We start from the raw sequence: 14518 nt of genomic DNA on the forward strand, positions 1-14518 counted from the left end.
CCAACAAACGGTTGGACCGGTTCAGCAATCCACCGACGTTGAACCGGCTAACATAAGACAAGACTGCGCCGCAGACGATGCCCGACCGACGGCCCTAGTTCGTCACGACGATCCGCGTGTTGCCGAAACCCACTTCCCGCACCATTGAATAGAAGGTCGCGGCGTTGGCCGTGTGCAGCCGCACGCAGCCATGCGATGCCGGCCTGCCGAGTTGCCTGACGGCTCCGGTTCCATGGATGGCATAGCCGCCATGGAAGAACACGGAATAAGGCATTGGCGACATATGGTATTTGCGGGAATACCACATCCGTGCCGTGCGTTGCGGCCGATAGGTGCCGCGCGGCGTGAAATAGCCGGATCGCGCGGTGGACACGCTCCACCGGTAAACCGAAAATCCGTATCTGACCGTCATCGTCTGCGACGACACGTCTATGTTTGCAACGAGGCTGGCCGCCCAGCCTTGCCCCGTGGCACCGAACAGCATCGCGACAAACACGGCTGCCATGAGAACAGTCTTTTTCATGCGATCAAACCCCTTTGATTGCCCCTTACTTGCCTGCCATCACGTTGTTTTTCATCTTTTTAATGGCAAGTGATGCGATAGCACACACTCCTTGACCAATTCGCCAATCCAAAGCAGCGAATTTGAACGATTTCGCGCGATAGTTGCCGCAACGACACGCCGCACCGGTCTGTTCACCGTCGGGCTTGCAAAACCGCTGATATCGCTGCTCAACTCGTCGCATGAACGAGCGACTCCTCAAGGCGATCGATGACCGGCGCGACGATGTCGTCGCGCTGACCGCCGACCTGATCCGATTTCCGACCATCAACCCACCCGGCGAGGCCTACCGGCCATGCGCCGAATATCTCGGTGCGCGACTGAAGAAGAGTGGTTTCGAGACCGAATTCATCCGTGCTGAAGGCACGCCCGGCGACACCGATCGCTACCCGCGTGTCAATGTCGTTGCACGGTTCGACGGACGGTCGCCCGGTGCCTGCGTCCACTTCAATTCGCATATCGACGTTGTCGAAGCCGGCGACGGATGGAGCATCGATCCCTTTGCCGGCGTCGTCCGCGACGGCAAGGTCTACGGCCGTGGTGCCTGCGACATGAAGGGTGGCCTTGCCGCCTCGGTCATTGCAGCGGAAGCCTTCATGGAGGTGTTTCCCGACTTTCCAGGCGCCATCGAAATATCGGGCACTGTCGACGAGGAATCCGGTGGCTTCGGCGGCGTCGCCCATCTGGCCAGGCTCGGCTACTTCTCGAAACCCAGGGTCGACCACGTCATCATCCCCGAGCCACTGAACAAGGACCGCATCTGCCTTGGTCATCGCGGCGTCTGGTGGGCGGAGATCGAGACCAAGGGCGAGATCGCGCACGGCTCGATGCCGTTTCTGGGCGACAATGCGGTGCGCCATATGGGCGCCGTCCTGCAGGCCTTCGAGGATGAACTGTTCCCCGCGCTCGACCGCAAGACGACGCGCATGCCGGTCGTGCCCGAAGGCGCCAAGCGCTCGACCATGAACATCAACTCCATCCACGGTGGCCAGACCGAGGATTTCCGGCCCGGCCTGCCTTCGCCCAATGTGCCCGATTCCTGCCGGCTGACCATCGACCGCCGCTTCCTGCTCGAGGAGGACCTCGACACGGTCAAAGGTGAAGTGACTGGCATTCTCGACCGGCTGAAGCGCGAGCGGAAAAAATTCGACTATGAGATCCGCGACTTGATGGAAGTGCTGCCGCTGATGACGGAGCGCGACGCGCCAGTGGTCAAGGCGGTGGCGCAAGGCATCATGGCGATCTTCGACCGCGAACCGGACTATGTCATCTCGCCCGGCACCTACGACCAGAAGCACATTGCCCGCATCGGCCATATCTATGATTGCATCGCCTACGGTCCGGGCATTCTAGACCTCGCCCACCGGCCGGACGAATGGGTCGGGATATCGGACATGGTGGAAGCGGCCAAGGTGATGGCGATCGGGCTCAACGTGCTGCTGCGCGGCACAGCCACGGGATAGTCGCATCGCAACAAGCTTCGACCAGCCGACAGGGCTGTCACGGCAAAAACATTCCCAGCCATCCTGCCGGGCAGAACGAAACGCAATTTACTCCGTGGCCAAATCACGCTTCTATCGCCCGGGTTTGAGCACGTGTCTGAAAACGCATGGGGAGTTGCACGATGAGATTGTGGAAAACCATCCTGGCCGCAGCGGTGCTGTCGCTGGCCACTGGCACGTCGGCATTCGCCGCGCGAACCGATCTCGTCATCGGCATCCCGCTCGAACCGCCGCACCTCGATCCGACCGCCGGTGCTGCCGCGGCCATCGACGAGGTTCTCTACGCCAATGTGTTCGAGGGCCTGACCCGTATCGGGCCGAATGGCGAGGTGCTGCCGGACCTGGCCGAAAGCTGGACCATTTCCGATGACGGCAAGGTCTACACCTTCAAGCTGCACACCGGCGTCAAATTCCACGACGGCACCGATTTCGACGCCAGTGATGTTAAGTTCTCGCTCGACCGCGCCCGCGCCGACAATTCGGTCAATGCGCAGAAGGGTCTGTTCGCAGCGATCGACAAGGTCGATGTCGTCGACCCGGCAACGGTCAAGGTGACATTGAAGAACCCGCAAGGGTCCTTCCTCTACAATATGGGCTGGGGCGACGCGGTGATCGTGGCGCCTGAATCGGCCGACACCAACAAGGAGAAGCCGATCGGCACCGGCCCGTTCAAATTCCAGAGCTGGGCCAAGGGATCGTCGATCACGCTGGTCAAGTCGGACAATTACTGGGGCACGCCGGTGTCTCTCGACAAGGCCGAGTTCCGCATCGTGCCGGATGCGGCGGCCTACGTACCGGCGCTGCTGTCTGGCGACATCCAGGCTTTCCCGTTCTTTGATGCCGACAGCGTCGCGCAGGTCAAGGACGACCCGCGCTTCAAAGTGGTGATCGGCGCGACCGAAGGCGAAACCCTCCTGTCGATCAACAACAAGAAGCCGCCTTTCGACAAGTTGCAGGTGAGACAAGCGATCTCCTATGCGCTCGACCGCAAGGCGATCATCGACGGCGCCTCGGCCGGCCTCGGTCAGCCGATCGGCTCGCACATGTCGCCGGCCAACAAGGACTATGTCGACCTCACCGGCCGTTATCCGCATGATGTCGCCAAGGCCAAGGAACTGCTGAAGGAAGCGGGACTGGAGAACGGCTTCAAGGCGACGCTGAAGTTGCCGCCGCCCTCCTACGCGCGGCTAGGCGGCGAGATCATCGCCTCGGAACTTCGCGACGTCGGTATCGATCTCGAGATCATCCCTGTGGAATGGGCGCAATGGCTGGATCAGGTGTTCACCAAGAAGGATTACGACCTGACCATCGTCTCGCACACCGAGCCCAACGACATCGATATCTATTCGCGCAAGGACTATTACTTCAACTACGACAACCCCGCCTTCGACAAGGTGATTGCCGACCTCAACCTCACCTCCGACGAGGCCAAGCGCAAGGAACTGCTCGGACAGGCGCAGAAGATCCTGGCCGATGATGCCGTGGTCGGCTTCCTGTTCGAACTGCCCAAGGTCGGCGTCTGGGATGCCAAGCTGCAAGGACTGTGGGAAAACGCGCCGATCCAGGCCAATGACCTGACCAAGGTGAAGTGGAGCGAGTGAGGCCGTTGGCCAAAAGGCGCGGCTTGCGCCCCTTCGCGCCCCCCTCTGCCCTGCCGGGCATCTCCCCCTCAAGGGGGGAGATTTCGCCCTTGTCACGGCTTTCGCTATCCATCGATGAAGCCTTTGTAGCGCCTGCGCTGAAATTGCCGATCTCCCCCCTTGAGGGGGAGATGTCCGGCAGGACAGAGGGGGGCGTCGCAGAACGCTATCGTCACCTGTTGTCTGCCATCGGCAACGCAGCGGCCTCATGACCGCCTATCTCCTCAAGCGCCTCGCCATCGCCGTCGCCACGCTGGTGCTGGCCTCCATCGTGGTGTTCGCCGTGCTGGAGATCCTGCCCGGCGATCCGGCGCGGCTGATGCTGGGCATGAACGCCAGCGCCGACCAGGTTGAGCTGTTGCGCAATCAGATGGGGCTCAACGCGCCGCTGCCTTGGCGCTACCTGCATTGGGCCGGCGGCCTGCTCAGTCTCGATTTCGGTCGTTCCTACACCTATTCGGTGCCGGTCATCGATCTCGTGCGCGAGCGGCTGGCTGTCTCCCTGCCGCTGGCGCTGATTGCGCTGGCGCTCTCCACCATCATCGCCATTCCGGTCGGCCTGTTTTCGGCCAGCCGGCGCGGACGGGCCGGCGATACGGTGGCGATGGGCGCCGCTCAGCTTGGCGTCGCTGTCCCCAATTTCTGGTTCGCGCTGATGCTGATCTATGCCTTCGCCGTCTGGCTGCGGCTGGTCCCGGCCGGCGGCTTTCCCGGCTGGGGCGCCGGCCTCTGGCCGGCGCTGAAATCGCTGCTGCTGCCGGCAGTGGCGCTTGCCTTGCCGCAAGCCGCCATCCTGGCGCGCGTCACCCGCTCGGCGCTGATCGAGGTGCTGAACGAGGACTATATCCGCACTGCCCGCGCTAAGGGCCTGCCTTTTCGCGCTGTGCTGTGGCGGCACGCGCTGCGCAACGCCATGATCCCGGTACTGACCATTCTTGGCCTGCAGTTCGCTTTCCTGCTTGCCGGCACCATCATCATCGAGAATGTCTTTTATCTGCCCGGCCTCGGCCGGCTGGTGTTCCAGGCGATCACCCAGCGCGACCTGATCGTCGTCGAAAGCGTCGTCATGTTGCTGGTCGCCGCCGTCATTGCCGTCAACCTCCTTGTCGATCTTTCTTATGCAGTCGTCGATCCGCGCCTGAGGAGCAGGCAATGACGCTGCACATCGACATCCCCGAGGAGACGTTCGGCAGCATCCTGGCCAAGGCGTTCAGGAACACCGCTTTCGTTGCCGGCTTCGTCATCACCCTGCTGATCCTGACGATGGCGATCGTCTCCTACGTCTGGACACCCTATGATGTGACGAAACTGGTGATATCAGACAAGACGCAAGCCCCCTCCCTGGCGCACTGGTTCGGCACCGACCATTTCGGCCGCGACATCCTGTCGATGGTCATGGTCGGCGCCCGCAATTCGATTGCCGTGGCGTTGGTCGCGGTCGGCATCGGCATGGGTGTCGGCGTGCCGCTCGGCGCCTTTGCCGCGGCGCGCGGCGGCCTCGTCGACGAGGCGCTGATGCGGCTGAACGATCTCGTCTTCGCCTTCCCCGCCTTGCTGTCGGCCATCATGATCACCGCCATCTTCGGACCGGGCGCCGTCAACGCCATCATCGCCATCGGCATCTTCAACATTCCGGTGTTTGCCCGTGTCGCCAGGGCCGGCGCGCTGGCGATCTGGCCGCGCGAGTTCATCCTTGCCGCGCGCGCCGCCGGCAAGAGCAGCACGCAGATCAGCATCGAACATGTGCTGCCCAACATCGCCACGCTGCTTCTGGTGCAAGGCACCATCCAGTTCGCGTTGGGCATCCTGGCCGAAGCCGGGCTTTCCTATCTGGGCCTGGGCGCCCAACCGCCGATGCCGAGCTGGGGCCGCATGCTGTTCGACGCGCAGACCCGCATGGTGGTGGCGCCGTGGATGGCAATCTTTCCCGGCATGGCGATCGTCGTCACCGTGCTTGGGCTCAACCTTCTGGGCGATGGCATCGCCGACATCCTCGACCCGAAATCGCGGCGGCAGCGATGAGCCTGCTCGAGGTCGAGAACCTGTCGCTGACCATAGGCGACACGCCGATCCTCAGAGGCATGGAGCTTTCCGTTGCGCCCGGCGAGGTCATGGGACTGGTCGGTGAATCCGGTTCGGGCAAGTCGATGACGGCGCTGGCGGTGATGCAGCTTCTGCCTCATGCCGCGCGCGCCACCGGGCGCGTCTCGTTCGACGGCATCGACATCCTCGCGGCAGCCGAGGACCAGATGTGCGCGCTGCGCGGTGACGACATCGGCATGGTGTTCCAGGAGCCGATGACGGCGCTCAATCCGGTCAAGACGATCGGCGAACAGGTCGCCGAGGGCATACGCTGGCACACCAGGGCAAGCCGCGCCGAGGCCGAGGAGCGTGCGCGAAAAATGCTCGACCGCGTCGGCCTGCCCTCGGCAAAATTCCCACTCTCGCGCTATCCACACGAACTGTCCGGCGGCCAGCGCCAGCGCGTCGTCATCGCCATCGCCTGTGCGTTGAAACCGAAGCTGCTGATTGCCGATGAGCCGACGACGGCGCTCGACGTTGTGCTGCAGGCCCAGATCCTCGACCTCCTTCGCGACCTCGTCGCGGAGAGCCGCATGGGCCTGCTGTTGATCTCGCACGATCTTGCGGTGGTGACCGAGATGGCCGACCGCATCACCATCCTGCGCCACGGCGAGGTGATGGAAGCCGGCGACACGGCGCGCACGCTGTCCGAACAGCTCCACCCCTACACGCGCCAACTGGCGCAGGCCTCGATGCATGTGCCGGCGCGGGCGAGGCCGCATGGCGTCGGATCGAGCCAACTCTTGCTCCAGGTCGAGGGCGTGACGCGCGACTATCCCGGCCGGCGCACCTCGCTGTTCAGGCGTGTGCCTGATATCCGTGCCGTGGACGATGTATCCCTGTCGATGGCGCCGGGCCAATCGGTGGCGCTGGTTGGTCGCTCCGGCTGCGGCAAGTCAACACTCGCCCGAATGATCCTGGCGCTCGACCGACCAAGCTCGGGCACGATCCGGTTTCGCGGCGAGTCCATCACCGGCAAGAGCGAAGCGGAACTGAAGCCGGCCCGGCGTGACATGCAGGTTGTCTTCCAGGATCCTTACGGCTCCTTCGACCCGCGCCAGAAGGTTGAAAAACTGGTCGCCGAACCCCTGCATGTTCTGGACAAGAAGCCGACGCGCGCCGAACGCCACGAAATGGTGGCGCATGCGCTGCATGAAGTCGGCCTCCACCAGCGCGACATGGACAAATATCCGCATGAGTTTTCCGGCGGCCAGCGCCAGCGCCTTTCGATCGCCCGCGCCATCATCACCCGCCCCAAGCTGGTCGTCGCCGACGAGCCGGTCTCGGCGCTCGACGTCTCGATCCGCGCCCAGATCCTCGATTTGTTCGCAGAGCTGAACCAAAAACTCGGCATCGCCTATCTCTTCATCACCCACGACCTGACCGTCGCCCGCGCCATCACGGACGAGGTGCTGGTCATGCATGACGGCAAGATCGTCGAGCGCGGCAAGACGAACGAGGTGCTGGATCATCCGCAATCCGAGGCAGCCAAGGCGCTGGTCACTGCTGCCCCGAACCTGCAGCGGGCAATCGCTCGGCGGATGCAGGAACAGGGTTAGCCCATCAGATCATCTGGAATATTCCGGTGGTCTTGAACCGGAGATAGGCCTCGATGCTGCGCGCCATATTGGGCAGCATTTCGGGCAAGTCGTCGGGCGCGAACCAGCCGACGGCACTGCTCTCGTCATCGGTAACGGCCGGCTCGCCTTCAAAGGAGCGCGTGTAGAACATCAGCGCGAAAAACTGGGCGCGATCGCCATTCGGAAACTGGAAGGTTTCATAGTGCGGGTCACAGCCGAACCCGAACGGCTCGACATCGCTGACGATCAACCCGGTTTCCTCGAGTACCTCCCGGACCACGAGGGTCTCCAGGCCCTCGCCTTCCTCGGCATTGCCGCCAGGCAGGCCCCACAGGCCAAAATCGGTTCGTTTCTGCAACAGGATGCTGCCGTCGGCGCGTTCGATGACGATGCGAGCGCCCGGCATGAGCACCAGACGATCCCCGATCAGCGCCCGCAATTGTCCCAGATAGCTGTCGGCAAAGGCCATTCAAACGCCCCCTGCGTTAGCGAAACCGTTGCGCGAGCAGCGCCTCAGCCTTCCGGCTTGACCACGTCGACCGGACTGATGTCGAGCAGGTCGAGCGTGCGCCGGAGCAGCCGCACCTCGCTCTCGGCCAGTTGCGAATCCGCCTTGGCGATCTCGGCCATATGGCGGGCCAGTTGCTTGCGCCGCTCGAGGTCTAGATCGCGGAACAGCGCGATGGCCTGCGAGCCGTTGGTCTCGTAGCCGAACTCGTTGAGATATTCGATGACGCTGTCGATGCTGGTTTCGGCAATGCCGAAGGCGTCCTTGCAGATGCGTCGGAAGGCAACCATCTCGCTCTCGCTGACCGACCCGTCGGCCAGGATCATGCGGAACAGCATCAAGAGTTCCGCCGACAGGACCGGATCGTCCGCCACCTTGCGCACGCCCGGGTCGCCGTCGAAGATCGAGCGTATCTGGTCCAGCAATGCGAATGCCATCAGGAGCCCCTTTCCGATTCAGATGCGTCGCATGATTCCACCCAAGCGCGACGCGCTTGGATAGAGGTAGCGCGGAATCGGCCTTGCGCAAACAGGGCCGTCGTGGTCGAACGCCCGATATCTCAGCCCACCGGACATTTCCACACTTCAGATGATCGACCTCACCACCCAGACCGTCGCCATGCTGGCGTTCGCCGGCTTTGCCGCGGGCTTTGTCGACTCGATCGCCGGCGGCGGCGGATTGATCACCATTCCCGCACTGCTTCTCGCCGGTTTCTCACCGATCGAAACGCTTGGAACCAACAAGCTGCAGGGCATGTTCGGCTCTGGCTCGGCCACAATCCATTATGCCGCGAATGGCCATGTCGACCTGCGACGACAGCTGCCGTCAGCCTTGCTGGCGCTTGCCGGCGGCACTGCCGGTGCCTTGCTGGCAACGATTGTGCCGGGCGATATTCTACGCGCCTCGCTGCCGCTTCTGCTGATAGCCATCGCATTTTATTTCGCCATAAAACCCAACATGGGTGATGTCGACCGTGCCGAGCGGCTGTCACCGTTCCTGTTCGGGCTGACTGTCGCGCCTGCGATCGGCTTCTATGATGGCCTGTTTGGACCAGGCGCCGGCTCTTTCTACATGCTGGCCTTCGTAGCACTCGCCGGTTACGGCGTGCTCAAGGCGACCGCGCATACCAAGCTGCTCAATTTCGCCTCCAACATCGGCGGCTTCATCGTCTTCGCCGCGGTCGGCGTCGTCTACTGGAAGATCGGTTTGATGATGGGCGTTGCCCAATTCCTCGGCGCTCGCGCCGGCGCCAGCCTGGCCATGCGCATCGGTGCAAGACTGATCAAGCCGCTGCTGGTGGTCGTCTGCCTTGCGCTGGCCGTGAAGCTCTTGGCCGACCCGGCGAACCCGCTGCGTGTCATGATTGGTGTGTGAACACCCGCCCTGATAGAATGCCGCTGTTCGAATCATGTTGCGAGGAGCCAGACATGAATCTTAGCGCACCGACCCAAATTGTTTTCATCATTGCAGTTGTTATCGCCATCATCGGTGTTCTCGCCGCCCTTGGCGTTCTTGCGTTCATTCCACTCGCATCGGTGTGGATTGTTCTTATTGCCTTCATCGTGCTTGCCGGCGGCTGCTTGATGCGCGGCGCCTGACCAGTTTCCCTTGAAGTGGGACCTGGAGCGCCCGGCCAAAAGCCGGGCGCTTTTGATTCTGGCCTGGGGTCTGCTAGATTTGCCTGGGCGGAAGGATGGCCGATGCCAGTCGAGATGCAGCACCGGAAGGAACAGGACCGCTCCATTGCCGGGCGGTTCGAGATGCGCCGGCGCCTGCCCAGTCCTGCACTTGAAGGCATCGTCACCGACATCTGCGGCTATCGCGAAACGGCGCCAGGCCATTTCCACAATGTCGAATATGCATCGCTGACCGTGCCGCTGGTGATCAGCTTTGCCGAGCCCTTCGCCATCGGCCTCGGCAAGACGCCGGGCGACAATGACCGCTTCGCCAGTTTCGCCGCCGGCCTTTTTGCCGGACCGGTGGTGATCGAATCCTTCGGCGGCGCCTGCTGCGTCCAGGTCAACTTCACGCCGCTCGGCGCACGCCGGTTTTTCAAGCAGCCGATGAGCGAACTGACCGACAGCATGGTCGTGCTCGACGACGTGCTTGGCGCCGAAGGCATGGCGCTGCGCGAGCGGCTTGGCAACGCGCCGGACTGGGCGGCGCGTTTCGACATCGCCGAAGCCTTCGTCGCGGCCCGTCTCAAGAATGCCGCCGAAACCCCGCTCGAAATCGCCTGGGCCTATGACCGCATCATCACCTCTGGCGGCCGGACCCGCATTTCGGTGCTTGCCGAAAAGCTGGGCCGGAGCCGCAAGCATCTCGCCAGCGGCTTTTCCGATGCGATCGGTATCGGCCCCAAGACGCTGTCGCGCATCGTGCGCTTCAACCGGGCGCTCGGCCTGTCAAGGCAGCAGACCGTCGACTGGGCGGATATCGCCGCCGATTGCGGCTATGCCGACCAGGCGCATCTGGTACGCGAATTCCGCGACCTTGCCGGCGAGACGCCGACCGCACTTGCCAGGTAACATTTCTTCAAGACGCTGGAACGGCCTTCGACCAGAGTGATGCATGTCGCCCAGAAGTGCGCAGCGGTTTTGGGCATGCACAATCAAGGTTCATCGACCAACCCATGTGAAGGAGTTCCCATGCCCACCACCACGGAAGCGCCGCGTCTCTACCCCGCCCTGCGCTACAAGAACGCGGCAAAAATGATCGACTGGCTGTGCGAAGCCTTCGGCTTCGGCGTCCGTGCCCGCTATGGGGAAGGCGATGTCGTGCACCATGCCGAACTGGTTTTCGGCTCGTCGATGATCATGCTGGGCACGGTGCGCGACGACGACTACGGCAAGATGGTCGGCGAGCCCGGCCTAGGCGGCGGCAAGTCGATCTACATTGCCGTCGACGATGCCGATGCCGCCTATGCCAAAGCCAGGAAGGCCGGTGCCACGATCATCCAGGAATTGACCAACCGCGACTATGGCAGCCGCGAATTCATCTGCCGCGATCCCGAAGGCAATATCTGGTCGTTCGGCACCTACTGGCCGAAGGCTGGCGACAAGGCATAGGCAAGGTCTAGCGCGCCAGCGCGAAAATCGCGTCGCAGTCGAGATGGGTTTCCAGCTCGGCTGCGACCTCGTCCAGCGCCCGCTCGACTTCGGCCCGATAATCGATGCCACCACCCTTGATGCCTAGGCTTTCGAGGAATTTCCCGCGAAAGCCGTCGGCGCCGAACAGGCCATGCATATAGGTGCCGATCACCTTGCCGTCGGCGGAGACAGCGCCATCTTCGACACCATTGATGATCGCCGACGGTCGCATTGTGTCCGAACCCGTGGTGTGGCCAAGGTGAATCTCGTAGCCCTCGAGCGGCAGATCGAATTGTACCGAGCGAGCGCTGACATTGCGCACCGTCTTCTCCGGTTCCATCACCGTTTCGACGTCGAGCAGGCCAAGCCCGTCGGCTTCGGTGACGCTGCCTTCGATACCGTCGGGGTCGCGCACAGTGCGGCCAAGCATCTGGAAACCGCCACAAATGCCGACGACATGGCCGCCCCGCTTGCGATGGGCAAGAAGGTCCCGGTCCCAGCCGTTCTCGCGGAATTTCAGGAGATCGCCGATTGTCGACTTGGAGCCGGGAATGACCACCAGCCCGGCGTCGGTCGGCAGCGGCTTGCCGGGCGGCACGAACACCACCTCGACCTGCGGCTCGGCCTTGAGCGGATCGAGATCGTCGAAATTGGCGATGCGGCCAAGCATCGGCACGGCCACCTTCAGCGCGCGCGCCTCGCCGGACGCCAGCCGTTCCAGCACCACCGAATCCTCCGAAGGCAGCCGCGCTGCCGCCTTCAGCCACGGCACCACGCCAAAACACCGCCAGCCGGTAAATTTCTCGATCGACCTTATGCCATCGTCGAACAGCGAGACGTCGCCGCGAAACTTGTTGATGAGGTAGCCGACGATCATGCGCCGGTCCTCTTCCGGCAGGATCAGATGTGTGCCGGCCACCGAGGCGATGACGCCGCCGCGATCGATATCGCCGACCAGCACCACCGGCACGTTGGCCCGCGTCGCAAAGCCCATATTGGCAATGTCGCGGTTGCGCAGGTTGATCTCGGCCGGCGAACCGGCGCCCTCCACGATGACCAGGTCGGCGCCCTCACCGACCTTGTTCCAGGAGTCCAGCACGGCGTCCATCAGTTGGCCCTTCAGTGCTTGATAGTCGCGCGCCCGCGCTTCGCCAAACACCTTGCCCTGCACGATGACCTGCGCACCGACATCGGTCTGCGGCTTGAGCAGCACCGGGTTCATGTGGACCGACGGCGCCACACCGCAAGCGATCGCCTGCAGCCATTGCGCGCGGCCGATCTCGCCGCCGCCGGCCTTGTTGTCGCCGGGAATGTCGGCGACCGCAGCGTTGTTCGACATGTTCTGCGGCTTGAACGGCCGCACCTTCAGCCCACGCTTTTTTGCTGCGCGGCAAAGGCCGGCGACCAGCACCGTCTTGCCTACATCCGAACCCGTGCCTTGCAGCATGATCGCCTTGGCCATCAGCCCCTGCCCTGCGCCACGGTTCCGGTGATCGTGGATTTTGCAGCCAGTGGCCCGCCGCGCCAGATATAGAGCGCCAGCAATGGCTCCAGGCCGGTGCGCATGGCGTGGTTGACGTTGGAAGCATGGTGGACGACCTCGCCAGCCGCGCGGCGGCGAAACCCGCTCTCACCCATCCGCCACTCGGTGCCGCCGGTCAGCGGAATGTAGATCTCCTCGGCAACATGATGATGGTCGGGATAGACGATATCGGGACCAAGAATGAGCAGGCCGGCGGCGACCTCGTCATTGGCGAAGTGGCCGCGTGTGCCGAACACTTCGAGCCAGCCGTAATTGTCGATGAATGCTTCACCGAAATCCGCCTTGCTATAGGTCTGCCCCCAGCGGAGATCATTCCGACGTTCCGCAAGCAATCGCACCAGCGGCTTGGCATCGGGCGGCGCCAGTTCGGCGGCGCGATCGAGGTGGCGCAGGCAGCCAAGCGGATGCGGCTCCAGCGCGCGGGCTGGCATGTCCCAGGCGATCCCCGCCACGGCGTCGCGCACCAGGGCGTCGTCCACGGAAGCGAGATAGGCGTGGAACTGTTCCAGCAGTTCATCGAATTTTGTCGCCACGTCTCGCTCCGAACATGCATTGGTGCACAGCCGCTCCGCAGGAGGTCGGGTTGCGCGGCGGCATCATTGGTCTAGATTGGTGCGCGCGCAAAGCCAAAAACAACAGGCCAGCGAGCTTAAGATGTGTTGAGATTCAGGTCAGTCCTGGCCGAAAACGGCGGTTTTCGAGAACCGGAGCGGAGCGTACTTAAGGTACGTGAGCACCGGAAGTGCAAGAAACCGACGTTTGCAGGCCGGCATCACCTGAGTATCAACATAACTTAGCTGGCCAGCACATAGGGAGCACGCCATGGACGCCGCGGTCGATGCGAGCACCAGCCAGTTCGAACTCAACGAGGAACAGCGCGCCATCCAGGAGATGGCGCAGGCCTTCGCCGCCGACCGCGTCGCGCCGAACGCACTCGATTGGGACCGCAGGAAACACTTCCCCGCCGACGTGATCCGCGAGACCGGGCCGCTCGGCCTCGGCGGCATCTATGTCCGAGACGATGTCGGCGGCTCCGCGCTCGGCCGGCTCGACGCTGTGCTGATCTTCGAGGCGCTCTCGCACGCCGATCCGGCCTTTTCGTCCTTCATCTCGATCCACAACATGGTCGCCTCGATGATCGACCGTTTCGGCAATGAGGAGCAACGCCAGCGCTTCCTGCCGAAGCTCACTACGATGGAATGGCTGGCGAGCTACTGCCTGACCGAACCGGGCTCCGGGTCGGATGCCGCGGCGCTGAAGACGCGCGCGGTGAAAAGCGGCGGCAACTATGTCCTCAACGGCACCAAGCAGTTCATTTCGGGCGCCGGCGACAGCGATATCTACGCCGTCATGGTGCGCACCGGCGCCGATGGGCCGAAAGGCATTTCCACCATCGTCGTCCCCAAGGACGCGCCCGGCCTATCCTTCGGCGCCAACGAGCACAAGATGGGCTGGCATATGCAGTCGACCCGCCAGGTCATCTTCGAGGACTGCAAGGTGCCGGCGGAAAACCTTTTGTCGGGCGAAGGCGCCGGCTTCGGCATCGCCATGGCCGGGCTCGACGGCGGCCGGCTGAACATCGCCGCCTGTTCGCTAGGCGGCGCGCAATCGGCGCTCGACAAGGCGCTGTCCTACGCCGCCGAGCGCAAGGCGTTCGGCTCCAGGATCAACCAGTTCCAGGCGCTGCAGTTCAGGCTGGCCGATATGGAGACCGAACTGCAGGCGGCGCGCATCTTCCTCTACGCCGCCGCCTCAAAGCTCGACCGCAAGGCGCCGGACGCCAGCAAATGGTCGGCGATGGCCAAGCGCTTCGTCACCGACACCGGCTTCACCGTGGCCAACGACGCGCTGCAGCTGCTCGGCGGCTACGGCTACCTGCACGATTACGGCATCGAGAAGCTGGTGCGGGACCTGCGCGTCCACCAGATCCTCGAAGGCACCAACGAGATCATGCGCGTCATCATCGCGCGAGCCCTGATCGGCCGCTGACGCCAGAAGAACCTGGGAGACAG

At 63.2% G+C, this 14518-nt stretch carries 16 protein-coding genes; 10 read left to right on the forward strand and 6 right to left on the reverse strand.

Features of this window, described 5'->3' with window-relative positions; all coding sequences use genetic code 11:
- Positions 1-94: 94 nt before the first annotated feature.
- Together AC1DYW_RS21120 and AC1DYW_RS21125 are read right to left on the reverse strand one after the other, a co-directional pair.
- A complete protein-coding gene (locus AC1DYW_RS21120) occupies positions 95-523 on the reverse strand; it encodes a L,D-transpeptidase (protein WP_477227509.1) in 429 nt (142 codons plus the stop codon).
- A 25-nt stretch (positions 524-548) separates the two neighbouring features.
- Positions 549-746 carry a hypothetical protein gene (locus AC1DYW_RS21125; protein WP_143748794.1) on the reverse strand — a complete coding sequence of 66 codons (198 nt, stop codon included), beginning with the start codon at positions 744-746 and terminating at the stop codon, positions 549-551.
- On the opposite strand from AC1DYW_RS21125, the gene AC1DYW_RS21130 reads away from it, so the two are divergent.
- The 5 genes from AC1DYW_RS21130 to AC1DYW_RS21150 all read left to right on the forward strand — a co-directional run bounded on the left by AC1DYW_RS21130 (position 745) and on the right by AC1DYW_RS21150 (position 7345).
- Positions 745-2025 (forward strand): acetylornithine deacetylase/succinyl-diaminopimelate desuccinylase family protein, encoded by a 1281-nt coding sequence (locus AC1DYW_RS21130; protein WP_477227510.1) that lies wholly within the window; start codon positions 745-747, stop codon positions 2023-2025. The genes AC1DYW_RS21125 and AC1DYW_RS21130 overlap by 2 nt on opposite strands.
- Before the next feature lie 161 nt (positions 2026-2186).
- Positions 2187-3665, forward strand: a complete 1479-nt coding sequence (locus AC1DYW_RS21135) for an ABC transporter substrate-binding protein (RefSeq protein WP_477227511.1) — start codon at positions 2187-2189, stop codon at positions 3663-3665.
- Between the two features lie 247 nt (positions 3666-3912).
- Complete coding sequence (locus tag AC1DYW_RS21140) at positions 3913-4860, forward strand: ABC transporter permease (RefSeq protein WP_477227512.1); 948 nt, start codon at positions 3913-3915, stop codon at positions 4858-4860.
- The gene (locus AC1DYW_RS21145; RefSeq protein ID WP_477227513.1) at positions 4857-5726 is read left to right on the forward strand and encodes an ABC transporter permease; all 870 of its coding nucleotides are present in this window, start codon (positions 4857-4859) and stop codon (positions 5724-5726) included. Before AC1DYW_RS21140 ends, AC1DYW_RS21145 begins: the two co-directional genes overlap by 4 nt.
- Positions 5723-7345 (forward strand): ABC transporter ATP-binding protein, encoded by a 1623-nt coding sequence (locus AC1DYW_RS21150; RefSeq protein ID WP_477227514.1) that lies wholly within the window; start codon positions 5723-5725, stop codon positions 7343-7345. The genes AC1DYW_RS21145 and AC1DYW_RS21150 overlap by 4 nt, the downstream gene beginning before the upstream one ends.
- A 4-nt stretch (positions 7346-7349) precedes the next feature.
- Here the strand turns inward: AC1DYW_RS21150 and AC1DYW_RS21155 are convergent, their stop codons facing one another.
- Both AC1DYW_RS21155 and AC1DYW_RS21160 read right to left on the reverse strand, forming a co-directional pair.
- Positions 7350-7835 carry an NUDIX domain-containing protein gene (locus AC1DYW_RS21155; protein ID WP_095087436.1) on the reverse strand — a complete coding sequence of 162 codons (486 nt, stop codon included), beginning with the start codon at positions 7833-7835 and terminating at the stop codon, positions 7350-7352.
- Between the two features lie 44 nt (positions 7836-7879).
- The gene (locus AC1DYW_RS21160; protein WP_095087434.1) at positions 7880-8311 is read right to left on the reverse strand and encodes a TerB family tellurite resistance protein; all 432 of its coding nucleotides are present in this window, start codon (positions 8309-8311) and stop codon (positions 7880-7882) included.
- Positions 8312-8462: 151 nt separating this feature from the next.
- Here AC1DYW_RS21160 and AC1DYW_RS21165 point away from each other — a divergent pair, with 151 nt between their 5' ends.
- From AC1DYW_RS21165 to AC1DYW_RS21180, 4 genes are all read left to right on the forward strand, one after another.
- A complete protein-coding gene (locus AC1DYW_RS21165) occupies positions 8463-9248 on the forward strand; it encodes a TSUP family transporter (protein ID WP_477227515.1) in 786 nt (261 codons plus the stop codon).
- Between the two features lie 53 nt (positions 9249-9301).
- Positions 9302-9472 (forward strand): hypothetical protein, encoded by a 171-nt coding sequence (locus AC1DYW_RS21170; RefSeq protein WP_095088023.1) that lies wholly within the window; start codon positions 9302-9304, stop codon positions 9470-9472.
- A 102-nt stretch (positions 9473-9574) separates the two neighbouring features.
- Positions 9575-10402: a helix-turn-helix domain-containing protein gene (locus AC1DYW_RS21175; RefSeq protein ID WP_477227516.1), complete on the forward strand. Its 828-nt coding sequence runs from the start codon at positions 9575-9577 to the stop codon at positions 10400-10402.
- A 120-nt stretch (positions 10403-10522) separates the two neighbouring features.
- Positions 10523-10942, forward strand: a complete 420-nt coding sequence (locus AC1DYW_RS21180; RefSeq protein WP_477227517.1) for a VOC family protein — start codon at positions 10523-10525, stop codon at positions 10940-10942.
- Between the two features lie 7 nt (positions 10943-10949).
- Here AC1DYW_RS21180 and AC1DYW_RS21185 read toward each other — a convergent pair whose 3' ends face one another.
- Both AC1DYW_RS21185 and AC1DYW_RS21190 read right to left on the reverse strand, forming a co-directional pair.
- Positions 10950-12425 carry a cobyric acid synthase gene (locus AC1DYW_RS21185; protein ID WP_477227518.1) on the reverse strand — a complete coding sequence of 492 codons (1476 nt, stop codon included), beginning with the start codon at positions 12423-12425 and terminating at the stop codon, positions 10950-10952.
- Complete coding sequence (locus AC1DYW_RS21190) at positions 12425-13039, reverse strand: dimethylsulfonioproprionate lyase family protein (RefSeq protein WP_457152100.1); 615 nt, start codon at positions 13037-13039, stop codon at positions 12425-12427. Before AC1DYW_RS21190 ends, AC1DYW_RS21185 begins: the two co-directional genes overlap by 1 nt.
- 289 nt (positions 13040-13328) lie before the next feature.
- Between AC1DYW_RS21190 and AC1DYW_RS21195 the strand changes: the two genes are divergently transcribed.
- Positions 13329-14495, forward strand: a complete 1167-nt coding sequence (locus AC1DYW_RS21195) for an isobutyryl-CoA dehydrogenase (protein WP_477227519.1) — start codon at positions 13329-13331, stop codon at positions 14493-14495.
- The last annotated feature ends 23 nt before the right edge of the window (positions 14496-14518 follow it).

The sequence above is a fragment of the Mesorhizobium sp. P2_D5 genome, from assembly GCF_056404355.1.

Bases quoted from the DNA above. Each gene is read 5' to 3' on its own strand.
- AC1DYW_RS21125 (WP_143748794.1), bottom strand. From the start codon at position 746: ATGCGACGAGTTGAGCAGCGATATCAGCGGTTTTGCAAGCCCGACGGT.
- AC1DYW_RS21185 (WP_477227518.1), bottom strand. From the start codon at position 12,425: ATGGCCAAGGCGATCATGCTGCAAGGCACGGGTTCGGATGTAGGCAAG.
- AC1DYW_RS21120 (WP_477227509.1), bottom strand. From the start codon at position 523: ATGAAAAAGACTGTTCTCATGGCAGCCGTGTTTGTCGCGATGCTGTTC.
- AC1DYW_RS21170 (WP_095088023.1), top strand. From the start codon at position 9,302: ATGAATCTTAGCGCACCGACCCAAATTGTTTTCATCATTGCAGTTGTT.
- AC1DYW_RS21195 (WP_477227519.1), top strand. From the start codon at position 13,329: ATGGACGCCGCGGTCGATGCGAGCACCAGCCAGTTCGAACTCAACGAG.
- AC1DYW_RS21130 (WP_477227510.1), top strand. From the start codon at position 745: ATGAACGAGCGACTCCTCAAGGCGATCGATGACCGGCGCGACGATGTC.
- AC1DYW_RS21150 (WP_477227514.1), top strand. From the start codon at position 5,723: ATGAGCCTGCTCGAGGTCGAGAACCTGTCGCTGACCATAGGCGACACG.
- AC1DYW_RS21135 (WP_477227511.1), top strand. From the start codon at position 2,187: ATGAGATTGTGGAAAACCATCCTGGCCGCAGCGGTGCTGTCGCTGGCC.
- AC1DYW_RS21140 (WP_477227512.1), top strand. From the start codon at position 3,913: ATGACCGCCTATCTCCTCAAGCGCCTCGCCATCGCCGTCGCCACGCTG.
- AC1DYW_RS21160 (WP_095087434.1), bottom strand. From the start codon at position 8,311: ATGGCATTCGCATTGCTGGACCAGATACGCTCGATCTTCGACGGCGAC.
- AC1DYW_RS21175 (WP_477227516.1), top strand. From the start codon at position 9,575: ATGCCAGTCGAGATGCAGCACCGGAAGGAACAGGACCGCTCCATTGCC.
- AC1DYW_RS21180 (WP_477227517.1), top strand. From the start codon at position 10,523: ATGCCCACCACCACGGAAGCGCCGCGTCTCTACCCCGCCCTGCGCTAC.
- AC1DYW_RS21165 (WP_477227515.1), top strand. From the start codon at position 8,463: ATGATCGACCTCACCACCCAGACCGTCGCCATGCTGGCGTTCGCCGGC.
- AC1DYW_RS21145 (WP_477227513.1), top strand. From the start codon at position 4,857: ATGACGCTGCACATCGACATCCCCGAGGAGACGTTCGGCAGCATCCTG.
- AC1DYW_RS21155 (WP_095087436.1), bottom strand. From the start codon at position 7,835: ATGGCCTTTGCCGACAGCTATCTGGGACAATTGCGGGCGCTGATCGGG.